This window comes from Paenarthrobacter sp. E2MeOHC11, from assembly GCF_058744955.1.
Genome location: NZ_CP196673.1, coordinates 2,794,027 through 2,808,358 on the forward strand (window position 1 = coordinate 2,794,027; position 14,332 = coordinate 2,808,358).

At 63.4% G+C, this 14,332-nt stretch carries 12 protein-coding genes; 7 read left to right on the forward strand and 5 right to left on the reverse strand.

What is annotated here, in order from left to right:
• Positions 1 to 102: 102 nt before the first annotated feature.
• The 4 genes from ACSSVG_RS13110 (at position 103) to ACSSVG_RS13125 (ending at position 4,713) form a co-directional block, all read left to right on the forward strand.
• The gene (locus ACSSVG_RS13110; RefSeq protein ID WP_492415144.1) at positions 103 to 1,431 is read left to right on the forward strand and encodes an NtaA/DmoA family FMN-dependent monooxygenase; all 1,329 of its coding nucleotides are present in this window, start codon (positions 103 to 105) and stop codon (positions 1,429 to 1,431) included.
• Positions 1,431 to 3,008, forward strand: coding sequence for an aromatic amino acid ammonia-lyase (locus ACSSVG_RS13115; RefSeq protein WP_492415145.1), 1,578 nt, complete (start codon positions 1,431 to 1,433; stop codon positions 3,006 to 3,008). The genes ACSSVG_RS13110 and ACSSVG_RS13115 overlap by 1 nt, the downstream gene beginning before the upstream one ends.
• Positions 3,005 to 4,066 (forward strand): PLP-dependent cysteine synthase family protein, encoded by a 1,062-nt coding sequence (locus ACSSVG_RS13120; RefSeq protein WP_492415146.1) that lies wholly within the window; start codon positions 3,005 to 3,007, stop codon positions 4,064 to 4,066. The genes ACSSVG_RS13115 and ACSSVG_RS13120 overlap by 4 nt, the downstream gene beginning before the upstream one ends.
• Before the next feature lie 146 nt (positions 4,067 to 4,212).
• Positions 4,213 to 4,713, forward strand: coding sequence for a carboxymuconolactone decarboxylase family protein (locus ACSSVG_RS13125; protein WP_231338519.1), 501 nt, complete (start codon positions 4,213 to 4,215; stop codon positions 4,711 to 4,713).
• On the opposite strand, the gene ACSSVG_RS13130 is transcribed toward ACSSVG_RS13125, so the two are convergent.
• Entirely contained in the window at positions 4,710 to 6,164 is a 1,455-nt protein-coding gene (locus ACSSVG_RS13130; RefSeq protein WP_492415147.1) for an amino acid permease, read from the reverse strand. The genes ACSSVG_RS13125 and ACSSVG_RS13130 overlap by 4 nt on opposite strands.
• Before the next feature lie 254 nt (positions 6,165 to 6,418).
• Positions 6,419 to 7,360 carry an aminodeoxychorismate lyase gene (locus ACSSVG_RS13135; protein ID WP_492415148.1) on the reverse strand — a complete coding sequence of 314 codons (942 nt, stop codon included), beginning with the start codon at positions 7,358 to 7,360 and terminating at the stop codon, positions 6,419 to 6,421.
• An 87-nt stretch (positions 7,361 to 7,447) separates the two neighbouring features.
• Between ACSSVG_RS13135 and cls the strand changes: the two genes are divergently transcribed.
• On the forward strand, positions 7,448 to 8,920 hold the full coding sequence (gene cls / locus ACSSVG_RS13140; RefSeq protein WP_492415149.1) for a cardiolipin synthase: 1,473 nt from the start codon (positions 7,448 to 7,450) through the stop codon (positions 8,918 to 8,920).
• A gap of 58 nt (positions 8,921 to 8,978) precedes the next feature.
• Here the strand turns inward: cls and pabB are convergent, their stop codons facing one another.
• Complete coding sequence (pabB, locus tag ACSSVG_RS13145) at positions 8,979 to 11,015, reverse strand: aminodeoxychorismate synthase component I (protein ID WP_492415150.1); 2,037 nt, start codon at positions 11,013 to 11,015, stop codon at positions 8,979 to 8,981.
• Positions 11,012 to 11,572, reverse strand: a complete 561-nt coding sequence (locus ACSSVG_RS13150) for a low molecular weight protein-tyrosine-phosphatase (protein WP_492415151.1) — start codon at positions 11,570 to 11,572, stop codon at positions 11,012 to 11,014. The genes pabB and ACSSVG_RS13150 overlap by 4 nt, the downstream gene beginning before the upstream one ends.
• Positions 11,573 to 11,813: 241 nt before the next feature.
• Here ACSSVG_RS13150 and ACSSVG_RS13155 point away from each other — a divergent pair, with 241 nt between their 5' ends.
• A complete protein-coding gene (locus ACSSVG_RS13155) occupies positions 11,814 to 13,307 on the forward strand; it encodes a M60 family metallopeptidase (RefSeq protein ID WP_492415152.1) in 1,494 nt (497 codons plus the stop codon).
• A gap of 3 nt (positions 13,308 to 13,310) precedes the next feature.
• Here ACSSVG_RS13155 and ACSSVG_RS13160 read toward each other — a convergent pair whose 3' ends face one another.
• Complete coding sequence (locus ACSSVG_RS13160; RefSeq protein WP_231338526.1) at positions 13,311 to 13,919, reverse strand: TetR/AcrR family transcriptional regulator; 609 nt, start codon at positions 13,917 to 13,919, stop codon at positions 13,311 to 13,313.
• A 99-nt stretch (positions 13,920 to 14,018) separates the two neighbouring features.
• Here ACSSVG_RS13160 and ACSSVG_RS13165 point away from each other — a divergent pair, with 99 nt between their 5' ends.
• Positions 14,019 to 14,318, forward strand: a complete 300-nt coding sequence (locus ACSSVG_RS13165) for a hypothetical protein (protein WP_492415153.1) — start codon at positions 14,019 to 14,021, stop codon at positions 14,316 to 14,318.
• The last annotated feature ends 14 nt before the right edge of the window (positions 14,319 to 14,332 follow it).

Genomic DNA, 14,332 nt, shown 5'->3' on the forward strand with positions numbered 1-14,332 from the left:
ATGTGGAAACCGGGACGGTCCGGGGCACGTCCAATTGTGACGTCCCGGGAGCATAATTGACCCAGTACGACCCCCTGTAACTTCGCATGAAATCAGGTCGTGGTGAACGGACAGAGCAGTTCTACACTCAAGCCCATGCTGCACTTTGGATGGTTTGTGGGCCACGGATTCGGTGTCCAGGGCTGGGGTACGCCCGGCTACGGCCTGGGCTACGACTGGAAAAAACCCGCCCTGTACCAGGAGGCAGTCCGGGCGTTTGAACGATCCGGCCTGGACCTGTTCATCATCGAGGACTCGCTCACGGTTCCTGATACGTATGGCGGTTCGGCCGAGGTGTCCTTGGCCCACGCGTCCTTCGCGCCCAAACATGATCCGCTGGCATTGGTCCCGTACCTTCTCGCCGCCACCGAACACCTGGGCATCGTGCCGACGGTCAGCGCTTCCTTCTACCCGCCCTTCACAGCCGCCCGTCTCCTCGCGACGTTGCAGCATTTTTCCGAGGGGCAGCTGGGGTGGAACGTCGTTACCTCCGGCAGTGACCTCGCCGCGCAGAATTACGGGCTGGACCAGCAGATCGAGCACGATCTTCGCTACGAAAAGGCGGAGGAGTTCGTCGACGTCGTCAGGCGGCTTTGGCGGAGCTGGGAGCCTGGCGCTGTTCTTGAGGATGTGGACGCCGGAGTATTCGCGGACCACAGCAAAGTTCACCCGATCAACCACCAGGGCGACTTCTTCAAAGTCCGCGGTCCGCTGAACACGGCGCCGCTGCCGGAGGAACCCGTGCTGGTGCAGGCCGGTGCCTCTCCCCGGGGCAAGGCGTTCGCGGGCGGACACGCTGATGTGGCCATTGCCCTGGCCCGTGGCGTTGACGGGATGAAGTCCTACCGTGACTCGATCCGTGCGGAGGCTGCCAAAGCCGGCAGGAACCCCGACGACGTCAAGGTGCTTTTCGTCCTGAAGCCCACCGTGGTTGGTTCTGCGGCCGAGGCCGGGGAATTGCGGGCCCGGCGTCGTGAGCTTACCCAGCGCGACATCGACAGCCAGCTCAACTCCATCTCCTACCTGTCCGTGATCGACTTCAAACAGTTCGACCTCGACGCACCCCTTCCGGAACTGAGCACCAACAGCAACCAAGGGACACTGGAACACTTCGCCAAAGCGGCGCCTCCGGGGTCCACGCTGCGCCAGATCCTGCAGGCGCGCAGTGGCGGAGCGGGAGACTCGATCATCGGCACGGTCGGCGAAATTGCCGACTACCTCGAGTCGACAGGGTCTGAGGTGGGTGGCGACGGGTTCCTCTTCTCGGGCTTCGTTGATCCCGTAACGGTGCATGGTGTGCTGGACAAGCTCACTCCCGAGCTGCGGCGTCGCGGCTTGTTGAGGAAGAGTTACGGCAACGGTGGTTTCCGGCAGAATCTCCTGGACTTCTGATGGCGTCAGCTGAGCCGCGGACCCTTCTTTTGGGGACGGCGCCGATATCTGCGTGGAGTGTGGCCGTGGCTGCTGCGAACCCGACGTTTCACGTGAAACTCAACCAAGATACGTTGTCTTTGCTGGCCCGATCCCGGGATGTGCTTGAACGTGCCGCCACGTCGGGGCAGCGTGTCTACGGGCTCAACACCTTACTCGGATCCGGCCGCGACACCGCTGTGGAGGAGAAGTCCCTCCTGGCGTACCAAATCCAAGTCGTCAGGTATCACAACAGTGGTGTGGGCTCGTATCTGGACCGTGCTTCTGCCCGGGCAGTGATCCTTGCCCGGCTCATAGGTTTCAGCCGGGGCGGCTCCGGTGTCCGTCCGGAAACAGCTGGTTTCTACGTCGAGATGATCAACCGCGGAGTCCTTCCCGCCATCCCACGTGAAGGCTCGGTGGGCTCGTCCGACCTGACCCAGCTCGCCGCCGTCGCTGCCGTCGCAATAGGTGAGGGTGAAGCCTTCGATGCCGATGGAACCTTGGTGCCGGGGGCCAAAGCGCTCGCAGGCGCCGGCCTCCAACCATTGGTCCTCGCGCCGGGCGAAGCGCTCGCGCTGGTTAGCGCCAACGCGTATTCCGTGGGCGTAGGAACCCTCGCCCTGGTGCGTTTGCAACGCATAGCCGAACTGGCCGACGTCGCGCTTTCCCTCTCGCTGGAGACCATCGCAAGGTACGACGGCGGCGGGAACCTCAGCCCGTTTTCGCCGGCTATCCAGGGGGCCAAGGCGGTGGACGGGCAGCGGGACTCGGCTGCTGCTGTGCGTCACCTGTTGAGGGGTGGATGGCTGGAGGACGTCCGTCCCGAGGTCTCAGTGCAGGACGCGCTGTCTTTCCGGGCTGCGCCGCAAACGCACGGGGCATTCCGGTCCTTGGTGACACAGCTCGGTGTTGCGTTGGAAGTCGAGCTCAACGGCCGCGGCGACAATCCCTTGGTGGACGTTGAATCCGGTCACATGGTCTCCGGCGGAAACTTCCAACCGATGCAACTGGCTCTTGCGTTCGAAAGCCTGCGGCTGGCCTTGGCGCATGTGGGAATTTCCAGTGAACGGCGCATCGCCAAGTTGTATCCACCCCAACGGGCCATCCGGGCAAGGCATCTGGAGGCTGCGTCCTCTGAGGCGGGTGCGCCGGGCCTTGCCCAGGAGGAACTGCCCGGGCTGCTGTGGTACTCCGCAGCCGGACTGCTGGCCGAACTCAAGTTCCTGGCCGCTCCGGCAACCCTCGGCGCGCCAACCCTGTCCGCCGACGTCGAGGACCATTCAACCCTTGCCCCGCTGGCCTTGCAGCAACTCGAAAAGTCGTTGGGTGTTCTGGAAAAGCTCCTGACGATCGAGGCCCTGACAGCGTCCTATTTGCTGCTTGAAGCCGGAGCCGCGCAACCTCTCGGGAAGGGGACGGGCGCCGTCGTGGGTCGGCTCGCGGACGTGCTGGCCGACAGGCCGTCGGCACCGGACCTCGTGGAGCGGGCGCGGGTTGAATTGCACGACGTCATTGACCAGGTTTTCCCAGCAGCGGACGGGGAGGATGCGCAGTGAGCACGGCGTTTCGCAAACATGGTGTACATGCGGCTTCCGCTGTTCCGGACGGGCTGGATGCTTCGGTTCTGGACAAGGTGGGAAACACTCCGCTGGTGACGTTGGAGGCGCTCAGCCGCGGACTGGGCAGCGCCATCCGCGTCAAGCTCGAGTCCGAAAACCCCGGCGGCTCCATCAAGGACCGGACCGCGCTGAGCATGGTGCGGGCGGCTGAAAGGTCGGGGGAGCTGAAACCCGGGGCCACCATCGTGGAGAGCACGTCCGGCAATACCGGGATCGGCCTGGCGCTCATTGGCCACCTGACGGGGCATCCGGTGGTGGTGGTCACGGGCGACACGATCTCCGAGGAGAAGCTCGCCGCGCTGCACAACTACGGCGCCCGCGTGATCCTGACCGACTGGAATGCGCCGTCCGAGTCGCCGGAGAACGCCCGGGCAGTGGCTGCGCGGATTACGGCCGAGACGCCCGGTGCGTGGCGGCCCATGCAGTTCGACAACCCCGCCAATCCTCTTGCACACTACGAAACCACTGGCCCGGAGATCTGGGAGCAGACCGGCGGCTTGGTGACGCATTTCGTTGCGGGCATCGGGACTGGTGGGACCATCAGCGGGAATGGCCGGTTCTTGAAGGAACGTGTGGCTGCCCTGCGGCCTGGCGGACATCTGGAAGTCGTCGGGGCTGATCCCTATGGCTCTGCCTACAGTGGCGGGCATCCCGGCGAAATCCTGGTGGACGGCGTGGGCAACTCCTGGCCGGAACCGGAGTGGCCCAAGGCCTTCGACCGCGCCATTGTGGACCGGTTCCTCCGGATCCCCAACGACGAGGTCTACACCACCGTGCACCGGCTCCTCGATGAGGAAGGGCTTGCGCTGGGTCCGTCGTCGGGGCTCGCGGTGGCTGCGGCCCTGCGGGTGGCGCGCGCCGCACCCCACGGCTCGGTGGTGGTGGCCATAGCCCCCGACGCCGGTACGAACTACCTGAGCAAAGCCTTCAACCCGGTGTGGCTGGCGGAGCACGGCATCCGCCTCGCCGCCGACACCCCCTCCGCCCGCGAGTAGGATCCTCTCTCACCTCCCGTCGGGTTTTGGCCGACGCCCGCTCACCTCCCGTCGGGTTTTGGCCAACGCTCGCTCACTTCCTGTCGGGTTTTGGCCGACGCTCGCTCACTTGAGGGTGCTCGGCCCCTTTGCGTTAGGCTCCAAACATGCCCGAACAGGAAACACAGCCGCGCCTTGCCGGCTATTTGGACAAGCAGCAGCCGGATCTCTACGCCACCCTGAGCCACTATTCACAGCAACTTGTTGAAGAGGCCGACCGGCTCGGTATTTCGCGCCGGACCCTTGAACTCATCAACTATCGCTGCTCACAGATCAACGGCTGCGCATTCTGCCTGGACCTTCACCATCGCCGGGCCCTGAAGTACGGCGAGACCGAACAGCGGCTGTCCCTGGTGGCTGTCTACAAGGAAGTCCAGCTCTTCGAGCCCGCCGAAGTGGTGGCCATGGAAATCGCCGAGCAGATCACCCGGATGAGCTCCTCGCGGCCCAGCCCCGAGCTATTCGACCAGGCACGACAGCACTACAGCGACGAGCAGATCAGTGTTCTCTGCATGGCTGCCATCGGAATCAACGCCTTCAACCGCCTGTCCATTCTGAGCGAGCACCCGGTGCGGGCGGCCAAGAAGCAGGCGCCACCGCAGCCCTAAGCGTCCACCGCTTTCTTGAGCGACCGCCGTCGCCCGTATTTGAAGTAGAAGACGGCGTAGCAGGCCCCCACGAAGGGAACACCGAACAAGAGTGCCGCCACTTGGTTGGGATCGAACGCGATACCGATCAGCGACACCACGCACAGTGCGAACGCGAGGATCGGAACCAGGGGGAACAACGGCGCCTTGTAGGGGAGGGTGCTGAGGTCGCCACCGTTCTTGACGAAGGTCCGGCGGTAGATGAAGTGTGAAGCGACGATGGACATCCAGACGCCAACCGTCGCGAAACCGGCCACCGAGACAAGGACCAGGTAGACCGTTGCCGGGGCAACCACGCTGCTGATCAGGGATGCCAGGCCGCCGAGCATGCTCACGCAAAGGGCCACCATCGGGATGCCGCGCTTGGTCAACTTGCGGAACGCCTTGGGCGCGTGGCCTTCGTCGGCCAACGAGAACAGCATCCGGGCACACGAGAAGAGCCCGCAGTTGCCCGCGGAGAGAAGAGCCGTGATGATCACGAAGTTCATGATGTCGGCGGCGTACGGGATACCCAGCATGGAAAAGACGGTGACGAACGGGCTTTCGTCCACGCTGACTTGCTCGTAGGGAATGGTGGCTGCGATAACCACGATCGCGCCAACAAAGAAGATCATGAGCCGGATGACCGTGGTCCGCATGGCTTTGGGGATGTTCGCGCCGGGGTTGGCCGTTTCGCCTGCGGCGACACCGATCAGTTCGGAGCCGGAGAACGCATAGAACACTGCCAGGCAGGTGACAAAGACTCCCGTGAAGCCGTTCGGGAACAGCCCGTCCGGCGTGGTGAAGTTCTCGCCAAAGGAGGGGTAGTCGCCCGCAGCGAGGGGGTGGAAGCCTGCCAACGCGGCGCCACCCAGGATGATCAAGCCGACGACGGCGGCGACCTTGATGAGCGCGAACCAGAACTCCGATTCACCAAAGACACGCGATGAAATGGCGTTCAGCGTAAACAGTACGGCGGCGAACACGAAACACCAGATCCAGACGTCGACGCCAGGGAACCAACGCTGCATGAGTAACCCCGCTGCGGTGAATTCAGACCCTAGCGCGACGGCCCAGCAGAGCCAATAGAGCCAGGCGGTGGCGAATCCAGTGGCCGGGCCGATTGTCCGGGCGGCGTAGATGTGGAAGGCGCCTGAGACGGGGAACGCAACAGCGAGCTCCCCGAGGCAGGCCATCACCAGGTAGACCACCACGGCGCCGATGAGGAATGCCAGCACCGCACCAAGGGGCCCTGCCGTGGCGATGGTGTATCCGGAACTAACGAACAGGCCTGAGCCGATGACGCCGCCCATGGCGATCATCACCAGGTGCCGGGCCTCCATGGACCGGCGCAGTCCTGTGTTTGAGGCATCAGTCCGGGACTGCGCCTCGGTTGCCGATGCTTCGGCTTTTGTGGGGGAGTTGAGTCCCATATTCCCTCCGGGAAGTTAGCCGTCAAAGTCTGAAGTCGTACCAGTCGGACGTGATCCAACTAACACGACAACAAGATTCATCACATGCGCAATGACCATTTCAAGGAGGATAAGGAATGCGATTGGACGCGCAAATTGCCCTTGGCTGAGACCAAGAATTCCTAATCATTGAGTCACGCGAGCAATTACTCTACTTGTTATCTGCTAGGTTCCATGCGGAGCTCCGTCGGCGAATGCCTGTGGATCGGAGCCGCCTATTCGATCCCCGCGAACAATTCGTTCAGTTCGGCGGTGAGCTGCTTCCGCACGGAGGGGCTGCCGATCTCCTTGCCGTTGATGTGGTTCACGGGTGCGATCAGGCGGATGCTGGAGATGAGCCACACAGCATCAGCATCGAACAGGTCCTGGGGTACCAGCGGCCCGTAGCCAAGCTCCCAGCCGGCAGCCTTCGCGGCGGCAAACAGCGCACCCTGCGACGTGCCCGGGAGAATGCCGCTGTCATGTTGGGGCGTGATGAGGCGGCGAACAGTCCTGACGGAACCTTCGCCGTCGTCGACCGTTTCCAGATGCGCCAGCAGCACAGTGGACGTCGGGCCTTCCAGGACACGCCCATCAGTGGATGTGAAGATCGCATCGTCAGCGCCCTGTTTGTGCGCGTAGCGCAGCGCCGCCATATTGACCGCGTAGGAGAGCGTCTTGGCGCCAAGGAGCAGCCATGGCGCGCGTTCGCCGGCTTCGGTATCGAAGCCACGGTCCAAAAGTACGACGTCGATGCCCGTCTCGCGCTGCCGGCGACTGCCCGCGGGCGAGGGCGAAGCCTGTACCCAGCATGTGGGGCTGGCGGCACCTTCAACACCGCGTGTCACGATCAGCTTGACGACGACTTCGTCCTCTTCGGGCGTGGGTGCGGGGTGGATGTCGCGGAATTCGTTGATGGCGGTCTCGATCGCCTTGCGCCACACATCCTGCTCGGGGACCGCCAAGTCCAAGGCCGCCGCGGAACTGCCCAGCCGGTTCAGGTGGGCCTGGACTTTGCGGGCACGTCCTTGGACAGCGAGGAGCGATTCGAACACGCCGTCGCCGCGGGTGGCACCCAGGTCCGTTGCCATGAGCTGAGGCTGGCTGGAATCGGCGATGCGTCCGTTTTCGAAGGCCGGGTCCAGGAAAACAAGGACCGTCGGGGCAGGTGAAGTCATGCTCCCAGCTTAGTGCGGACCCGGTGGAGGGGACTTTGCCGGATAGGCTGTGCTCACTGTTGTTCATGAACTGTGGGGGTTTGTCGGGTGCTCTTTCCTTTTCCGTTTGGCCAGGAGTGGACCTGGTTGCTTGGAGCGTGGGCCATTGCGGAAGTCGTCATGCGCATCGTGTTGCTGGGCATCATCCCCGGCAACCGCCGTCCCACCACCGCCATGGCTTGGCTATTGGCTGTGTTTCTCATCCCATCTGTGGGGTTCGTCCTGTTCCTGCTTTTCGGCAACTTCAAGTTGTCCCGGCGCAGGCGTGAGCAGCAGGAAGAGGTCAATCGCCGTGTTCGTGCGGTGACCTCCGATCTGTCCGATCCCGTGAGCGTCTACTCCGGGCCGGAATGGGTGAAGTCGGCCGGAGAGCTGAACCACCGGCTCGGCTCATTGCCCATGGTTGACGGCAACAAAGTTGAGTTGATTCCCGGCTACGAAGAGTCCATCAAAGCCATGGCCCAGGCAGTCAAGGGCGCCAAGAGCTACGTCAACGCCGAGTTCTACATCATGAGCAGCGACTCCGTGACGGACGAACTGCTCACCGAGCTGGAAAACGCGGCTGACCGCGGTGTCACCGTCAGGCTGCTCTTCGACCACATCGGAACATTGCGCGTCAAAGGGTACCGCCGCCTGATCAGGCGGCTCAAGGCAGGAAAGATCCAGTGGAAGCGAATGCTGCCGCTGCTGCCCATCCACGGTCAATGGCGCCGGCCCGACCTCAGGAACCACCGCAAGATCATGGTCATCGACGGCGAAGTTGCGTTCACCGGCTCACAGAATTTGATCGAACCCTCCTACAACAACCCCAAGCATCACAAAGTGGGCCGCAAATGGGTTGAGCTCATGTCCCGGCTCGAGGGCCCGATTGTGGCCACGCTCAACGTGGTGTTCGCAACGGACTGGCTCAGCGAAACGGACGAATCGCTGGAGGACCAGCTGCGCCTGCCAACCCAGCCGCCTCCGGGCCAAGTCACTGCCCAGGTAGTGCCGAGCGGTCCAGGGTTCGCCACCGAAAACAACCTGCGCTTGTTCAACACCCTGATCTACTCGGCGCAGCACCGGATCTCCATCTGCAGCCCCTACTTCGTCCCGGACGACTCCCTGCTCTACGCCATCACTACCGCAGCGCAGCGTGGAGTGGACGTTGAGCTCTTCGTCTCCGAAAAGGGCGACCAGTTCCTGGTCCACCATGCCCAACGCTCCTACTATGAAGCCCTGCTGGGTGCCGGTGTCCGTATCTACCTGTACCGGGCCCCGTACGTCCTCCACGCCAAGCACTTCACCATCGACGACGAAGTGGCCGTTCTCGGTTCCAGCAACATGGACATGCGCTCCTTCTCCCTGAACATGGAGGTCTCGGTGATGCTCCTCGGCGCCGAAACCGTGGACCTCATGCGGGCCGTGGAATCCACATATCGCGAGGTGTCCCGTGAGCTTATGTTGGATGACTGGATGCACAGACCCCCGTTGGCCAAGTATGTGGATAACGTGGCCAGATTGACGGCGACGCTCCAGTAGTTTTAGTGCAGCTAATGCCCTTTAGAGGTGCTCTTAGGGGCATTAGCTGTACAAAAACTCAGCCCGGGAATTCGGCGCCCAACGTCGACAGAACACCGAACGCCTTGGTGCGGATCTCTTCGTACTCATCATCGGCCACGGAATCCGCGGTGATGGCCCCGCCCACCCCGAGGGACAGCGTGCGCCCGCCGCCGCCGTCGGGGTTCACCACCAACGTGCGGATGACGACAGCGAGGTCCGTGGCAGCGTTCAGCGAGAAGTACCCAATGGCGCCCGAGTAGATGCCCCGTGGCCCAGCCTCCAGCTGGTCCAGGATGTCCATGGTGCTGATCTTCGGCGCACCCGTCATGGAGCCGGCCGGGAAGGCCGCGGCCAGGGCTTCGGCACGTGGTGCGCCCGGCTTCAGGTGGGCGTCGATGGTACTGACCATTTGGTGGACTGTGGCGTAGCTTTCAATGGCGCACAGTCGGCTCACTGTCACCGAACCGGGGATGGCGAAGTGGCTCAGGTCGTTGCGCAGCAAGTCCACGATCATGATGTTCTCGGCGCGGTCCTTCGGCGACGTCTCCAGCTCGTGCCGCAGCGCCGAGTCTTCGGCTGCGTCCGGGGAACGGCGTCGGGTGCCCTTGATCGGCTCGGCGCGCATGCCCCCATCGGACAGGATGCGAAGGAACCGCTCGGGCGACGTACTCGCGACCACCAGTTCGCCGAACCGCAGGTAACTGGCGAACGGTGCCGGGTTCCGGCGTCGAAGGTTCAGGTAACTGCGCCACGGATCCAGGTTCCCGGCTGGGGCTTCAAGGGTGGTGGTCAGGCAAATCTCGTAGGAATTGCCTTCACTGATTTCGTGCTGGGAGTCTGCGATCTTGCGTTTGTAGTCCGTGGCGGAGTCGCGGCTGAGGAACTCGAGTCCAGAGGGAGCGGTTCCGGAGTCAGGGACCGGGGCAGCGGGGACCACAGCAGCCCCGACGGCGGTGCGGGCCTCGCGCAACCACGCATCGGCGTCGGGCGCTTCCAGGGCGAGCAGCCAGGCAGTCTGTTCCCGATGGTCCAGCACCACGGCTCGGCCGGCGAAAAGCAAGGCTGCGTCCGGAGTGGGCGAGGTGACGTCGTTGCCGCCGGTTTCCCGTTTGAGTTCGTAGCCCAGGTATCCCAGCCAGCCCAGCGTGAACTGGCCGTCGTAGCCGCGGGGTGCACGGACAGCCCGCCGACCCCACACGGAGTCGAGCCAGCGGAAGAACGGTCCCGACGTGGTCACTGTGGCGGACCCGGCGGCCACTTCGGTAGCCCCGGCCCGGTGAAGGACCGACTGACCGTAGGTGCCGCCGTCGTCGGCAAGGATGCTGAAGCGGCTGCGGGCAGCAGCCTGGGACCTGCCGGCCACCGCCGAGGCGTTTGAGGAATCCAGCCATACTGCGTTCGTGGAGCGGCCATAAAGCGACTGGAAGAGCTGCGCCGCATCGGGCATCATGTCCAGCCGCTCGGAGCGCAGCTGCAGTCCGCGGCGGCCACTGAGCTCGGGCGAGAGGATCGCCGCGAGCGGCGCCAAGTACATAAGGGCCTGCAATACGTTGTCAGGAGCGCTTCCGTCCGCAGGGTTTTGCACGCGGATGTCGGCGGCGCCTGCCACGGCATCCGTTTCAAGCCACTCATCCTCCTGGGCAGCCCAGGCGTCCCAGTACGGTTCGTAGGTGCTTCCGTCCCGCGCCAAGGCACGACGACGGCGGTCATCACCGGGGGATTCGACCCACACCACGGCGTCCAGCATGGAACGGGCAGCAGCTGCCGCAGCGCCAACGCCTTCAACAATCACGATCTCGGCGGGCAGCGTGACGTTCAGTCCGCCGTCGTAGTGCCGTTCCCAGTCCCAGCTGGTCCATTCGGCGGCCTGGCCGGAGCTCAGCGGCGTCAGGACTGTGGCGATGTAACGTTCAATGCCTGAGCGGAGGCCGTTCCAGCCGGGGTAGATGTCCTCCAGATGGAAAAGCGAAACCTTGTGGTGCTGCCGTAGGCGGGCCGCCAGTTCAACGGCCAGTGTGGTTTTTCCTGCGCCGGACCTGCCGTCAACAGCGATGATCACGGGTGCAGGGGTCATGACATAGAGGTTACCTGCTGGTGCTCGTGGGCTTGGGCGTCGTCAACCGCAGCGATCGCTGTCTTGACGTACTGCACGATTCCGGGGATGGACGCCTTGACGAGCGTCAAGGTGTTGTCGAAGTCAGTGTGGCCGCCGTACCAAGGGTCCTCGATGCCCAGGTCCAGGGAGCTGCGCCCTGCCATGTGGGGATCGAAGCTGCGCAGCATTCGAACCTTCTCCAGTGACGGGCGGTCCGGGGCGCCTTGCTGCAGCCAGCCGAAGTGGTCCACGTCGAGTGCGAGGATCAGCTCCCGTTCGGCGAACCAGTCATGCCGCCATTCCCTGGCTACATGATCCTCTGACGCGATGTGCTGGGCTGTGAGGACCCGTGCTGCGCGGGGATCGATGGGATGCCCGACCTCGTACCCGGTGGTGCCCGCAGAGTCCACTGCAACGAGCTGGCCGAGCCCTTCCGCTTCGAAGGCTTCGGTGAGCATGAGCGCTGCCATGGGTGAGCGGCAGATGTTTCCAGTGCAGACCGTGATGATGCGGTATGGGCTCGTCGTTGAGTACATGCAGCAAGCATGATTGATGGCACCCCTTCTTGGCTAGGGGGCCACTCCACAGGAAAGTCATTTTATGTGTCGAATCTGTCACATAGTGGTGGAAGAGGTTAGTAAGCGCTTTCTATTTCTTGTGGCGTGAGCGATTCTTTTCTGCTTTTTCGCTGAAACTATTGCCTTAATCGATAGTAAGCGCTTTCATTTTAACCCGTGAGGCCGGTCACAGTGATCGGCACGGACAAAAGGATGATCCATGACTGAAAGCCATAGCCCCGTCCCCGTTTCCCATAAAGCCGATAATGCCGGAACAGCGGCCCTGGGGCGTCACGCCATCAGCAGGCGTGGTGCCTTGGGCGCCATGGCGGTGGTTGCCGGTGGCCTGATGGTGCCGTGGGCTGCCGGTCCGGCTGCGGCTGATACCCGAACCAGCCAGTCGCGCAGCCAAATCGTCACAGCAATGCCGGATTCACATGGCTCGGAGGAGGATAGGCTGCAGATCTCCCTGTGCACCACCAACCTCCAATCCACCGGGTTCCACCTCCCGGCAAACTCGTCCTTGATCGTTTCTGTGAAGGCGATGACCGCGGATGCCGTTCTGGTGATTGGGGCCCCCGACGCCGATGCCCGCCCTGAGTTCAAGAAGTCCCGTGAGTACCCACTTAAGCGGGGAAAGAACGTGATTACTGATGCCGGCGGCGGAGTGATCTACTACAAGGTGATCGGCGACGGCGGATACGTCAACGCCACGCTCGACGCCGCCGCGCAGCCTATGCCCTACTTCGTGTATGGCCGCACCAGTGAACTTGAGTTCCAGCGGCAGCTCGATGAGCGTCCAACCCCGTTCGTGGAACTGGTCAGTGCGCATGCAACAGTCACCGTAGAGCGCGCGTCGGCACTGCGGTATCGCTCAGAGAACCATTCAGACTTGATGTTCACGTTCGAGGACCTGATCTCCATCGAGGACGTGACCAGCGGGTACGACGGCTCAAGTCCAGTCCATGCCCGCCAACCCCACCCGTATCACTTCGTGGGGTATCCCTCGGCGATTGCCAACGTTGGCGCCTACGCCACGCATGGGCATACGTCCTTTCCGCCGCCCATCCAGGACCGCCTCCTGACGGTGGAGGGCCTGCGCATGCGGGGTTGGGGGATCTATCACGAGCTGGGTCACCAACACCAGCAGGTGACCTACAAGCCAACGTCACTGACAGAGGTCACGGTGAACATCTACTCCCTCGCCGTGAATGCCAGCTTCGCCAGGAAGTACGGCCAGCAGCCTCGGCTTCACGTCCCCGATGGGACCACCGGCCTGACGCCGTGGGAATCGGCCGTGCCCATGATCGGCAGCGATGGGGTGGTGTACGGGACCACGTTCGACGGCATGGAACGTTTGGTCATGTTCGAACAGCTCCGCCTGGGCTTCAAGAACTTCTGGCCGACGCTGCATAAGATCATCAGGGAGCAGCGACCTCCCAAGGGTGACTACTGGGATGAGGTTTACCGTCTGCGCAACTTTGTGGTGTGGGCCAGCAAGGCCGCGAACGCTGACTTGAGCGACTTCTTCCTCAAATGGGGCTTCACCGTGGACGACGACGCGCGTGCCCAGATCGCAGCGGCAGGGCTAGTGCCGCCGTCGAGCGATCCCACGCTGATCCGCGACGAAGCGCAGCTCATGCTGGCGAAGCAGATCCAGTCGCAAAAATCCCTCGCCGCGCGCTCGCAGTTTGAGGAGGCCGGCGCTCAGTAGAGCTTAAGCGGTGGTCGCTGGAGCGTTGGCTTCGGCGGCCAGCGCTGCGGCGGCCAGGTGAACGGTGCGTACGACGGCGGCACGTCGCCTTTCGGTCCGGCCTGGCCTGTCGCCGGCCATTAGTCCGTCGAGCGCGGGCAGCACGGGTGCGGCGTCGCAGAGGCTCACGATGGTGATGAGCAGGTCTCCGGCGTCTTCCCTGGAGATGCCGGGCAGGGCGGCGATGGTGCTGTTGACCTTTGACGCGCAGTTGGCCATCCGCTTGGGCAGGCCCACGACGTCCGTGCCCCGTTCCAGGCCCTCCCAGAAGAGGAGGCGGGGTGCCGTGGCATCGGTTTGGTGGTGGTCGAAGAGGCGTCCGGCGTAGTCCGCCATGGCCTCGGGCCCACTGCCCTCGATGGGAACTTCGTCCATGAGGGTGCTCAGTGCGGCAACGATCACGGCGTCGAAGAGTGCGTTCTTATTGCCGAAGTACTGGTAGATCCGCTCCTTGTTAACGCCTGCCTCAGCCGCGATGCGGTCGATGCGGGCACCGGCCAGTCCACGCGCGCAAAACTCCGACGTCGCTGCCTCGAGCAGCAGTCCCTTTGTTCGCTCTGTGTCCCACGCCATAGGGTCATATTACCAGTTTCCAACTAAGTAGTTGTAATTGTTGACGGGCTTGGTTATGGTGATTCCAAGCCAATTGCAACTATCTGGTTGGAGAATGCCATGACTGCCCAAGCCGCCCCCGAAGCAACGACGTCCGCAGCCCGCCCGCACATACCGTCCGTGCACACCCGGGCGCTCATCACCTGGTTGGCGATCTTCCCGCTTGTGTCCCTGGGCATGCTGCTGCTCGGCCCGATCATGGAGCCGTGGCACCCCGTCCTGCGGGCACTCCTGCTGACCGCGGTGGTGGTACCGGCTGCGGTCTACGTCGTGGTCCCGCGGCTCATGGCCGGCCACGGCGCTCTATCCCGCAAGGCCGTGGAGCGCGCCGCCCGACGCGCCGCCCGGAAGTCCGCTTAACCCAAGTAGGTCGC

Bases quoted from the DNA above. Each gene is read 5' to 3' on its own strand.
- ACSSVG_RS13115 (WP_492415145.1), top strand. From the start codon at position 1,431: ATGGCGTCAGCTGAGCCGCGGACCCTTCTTTTGGGGACGGCGCCGATA.
- ACSSVG_RS13125 (WP_231338519.1), top strand. From the start codon at position 4,213: ATGCCCGAACAGGAAACACAGCCGCGCCTTGCCGGCTATTTGGACAAG.
- ACSSVG_RS13130 (WP_492415147.1), bottom strand. From the start codon at position 6,164: ATGGGACTCAACTCCCCCACAAAAGCCGAAGCATCGGCAACCGAGGCG.
- ACSSVG_RS13135 (WP_492415148.1), bottom strand. From the start codon at position 7,360: ATGACTTCACCTGCCCCGACGGTCCTTGTTTTCCTGGACCCGGCCTTC.
- pabB (WP_492415150.1), bottom strand. From the start codon at position 11,015: ATGACCCCTGCACCCGTGATCATCGCTGTTGACGGCAGGTCCGGCGCA.
- ACSSVG_RS13150 (WP_492415151.1), bottom strand. From the start codon at position 11,572: ATGTACTCAACGACGAGCCCATACCGCATCATCACGGTCTGCACTGGA.
- ACSSVG_RS13155 (WP_492415152.1), top strand. From the start codon at position 11,814: ATGACTGAAAGCCATAGCCCCGTCCCCGTTTCCCATAAAGCCGATAAT.
- ACSSVG_RS13160 (WP_231338526.1), bottom strand. From the start codon at position 13,919: ATGGCGTGGGACACAGAGCGAACAAAGGGACTGCTGCTCGAGGCAGCG.
- ACSSVG_RS13165 (WP_492415153.1), top strand. From the start codon at position 14,019: ATGACTGCCCAAGCCGCCCCCGAAGCAACGACGTCCGCAGCCCGCCCG.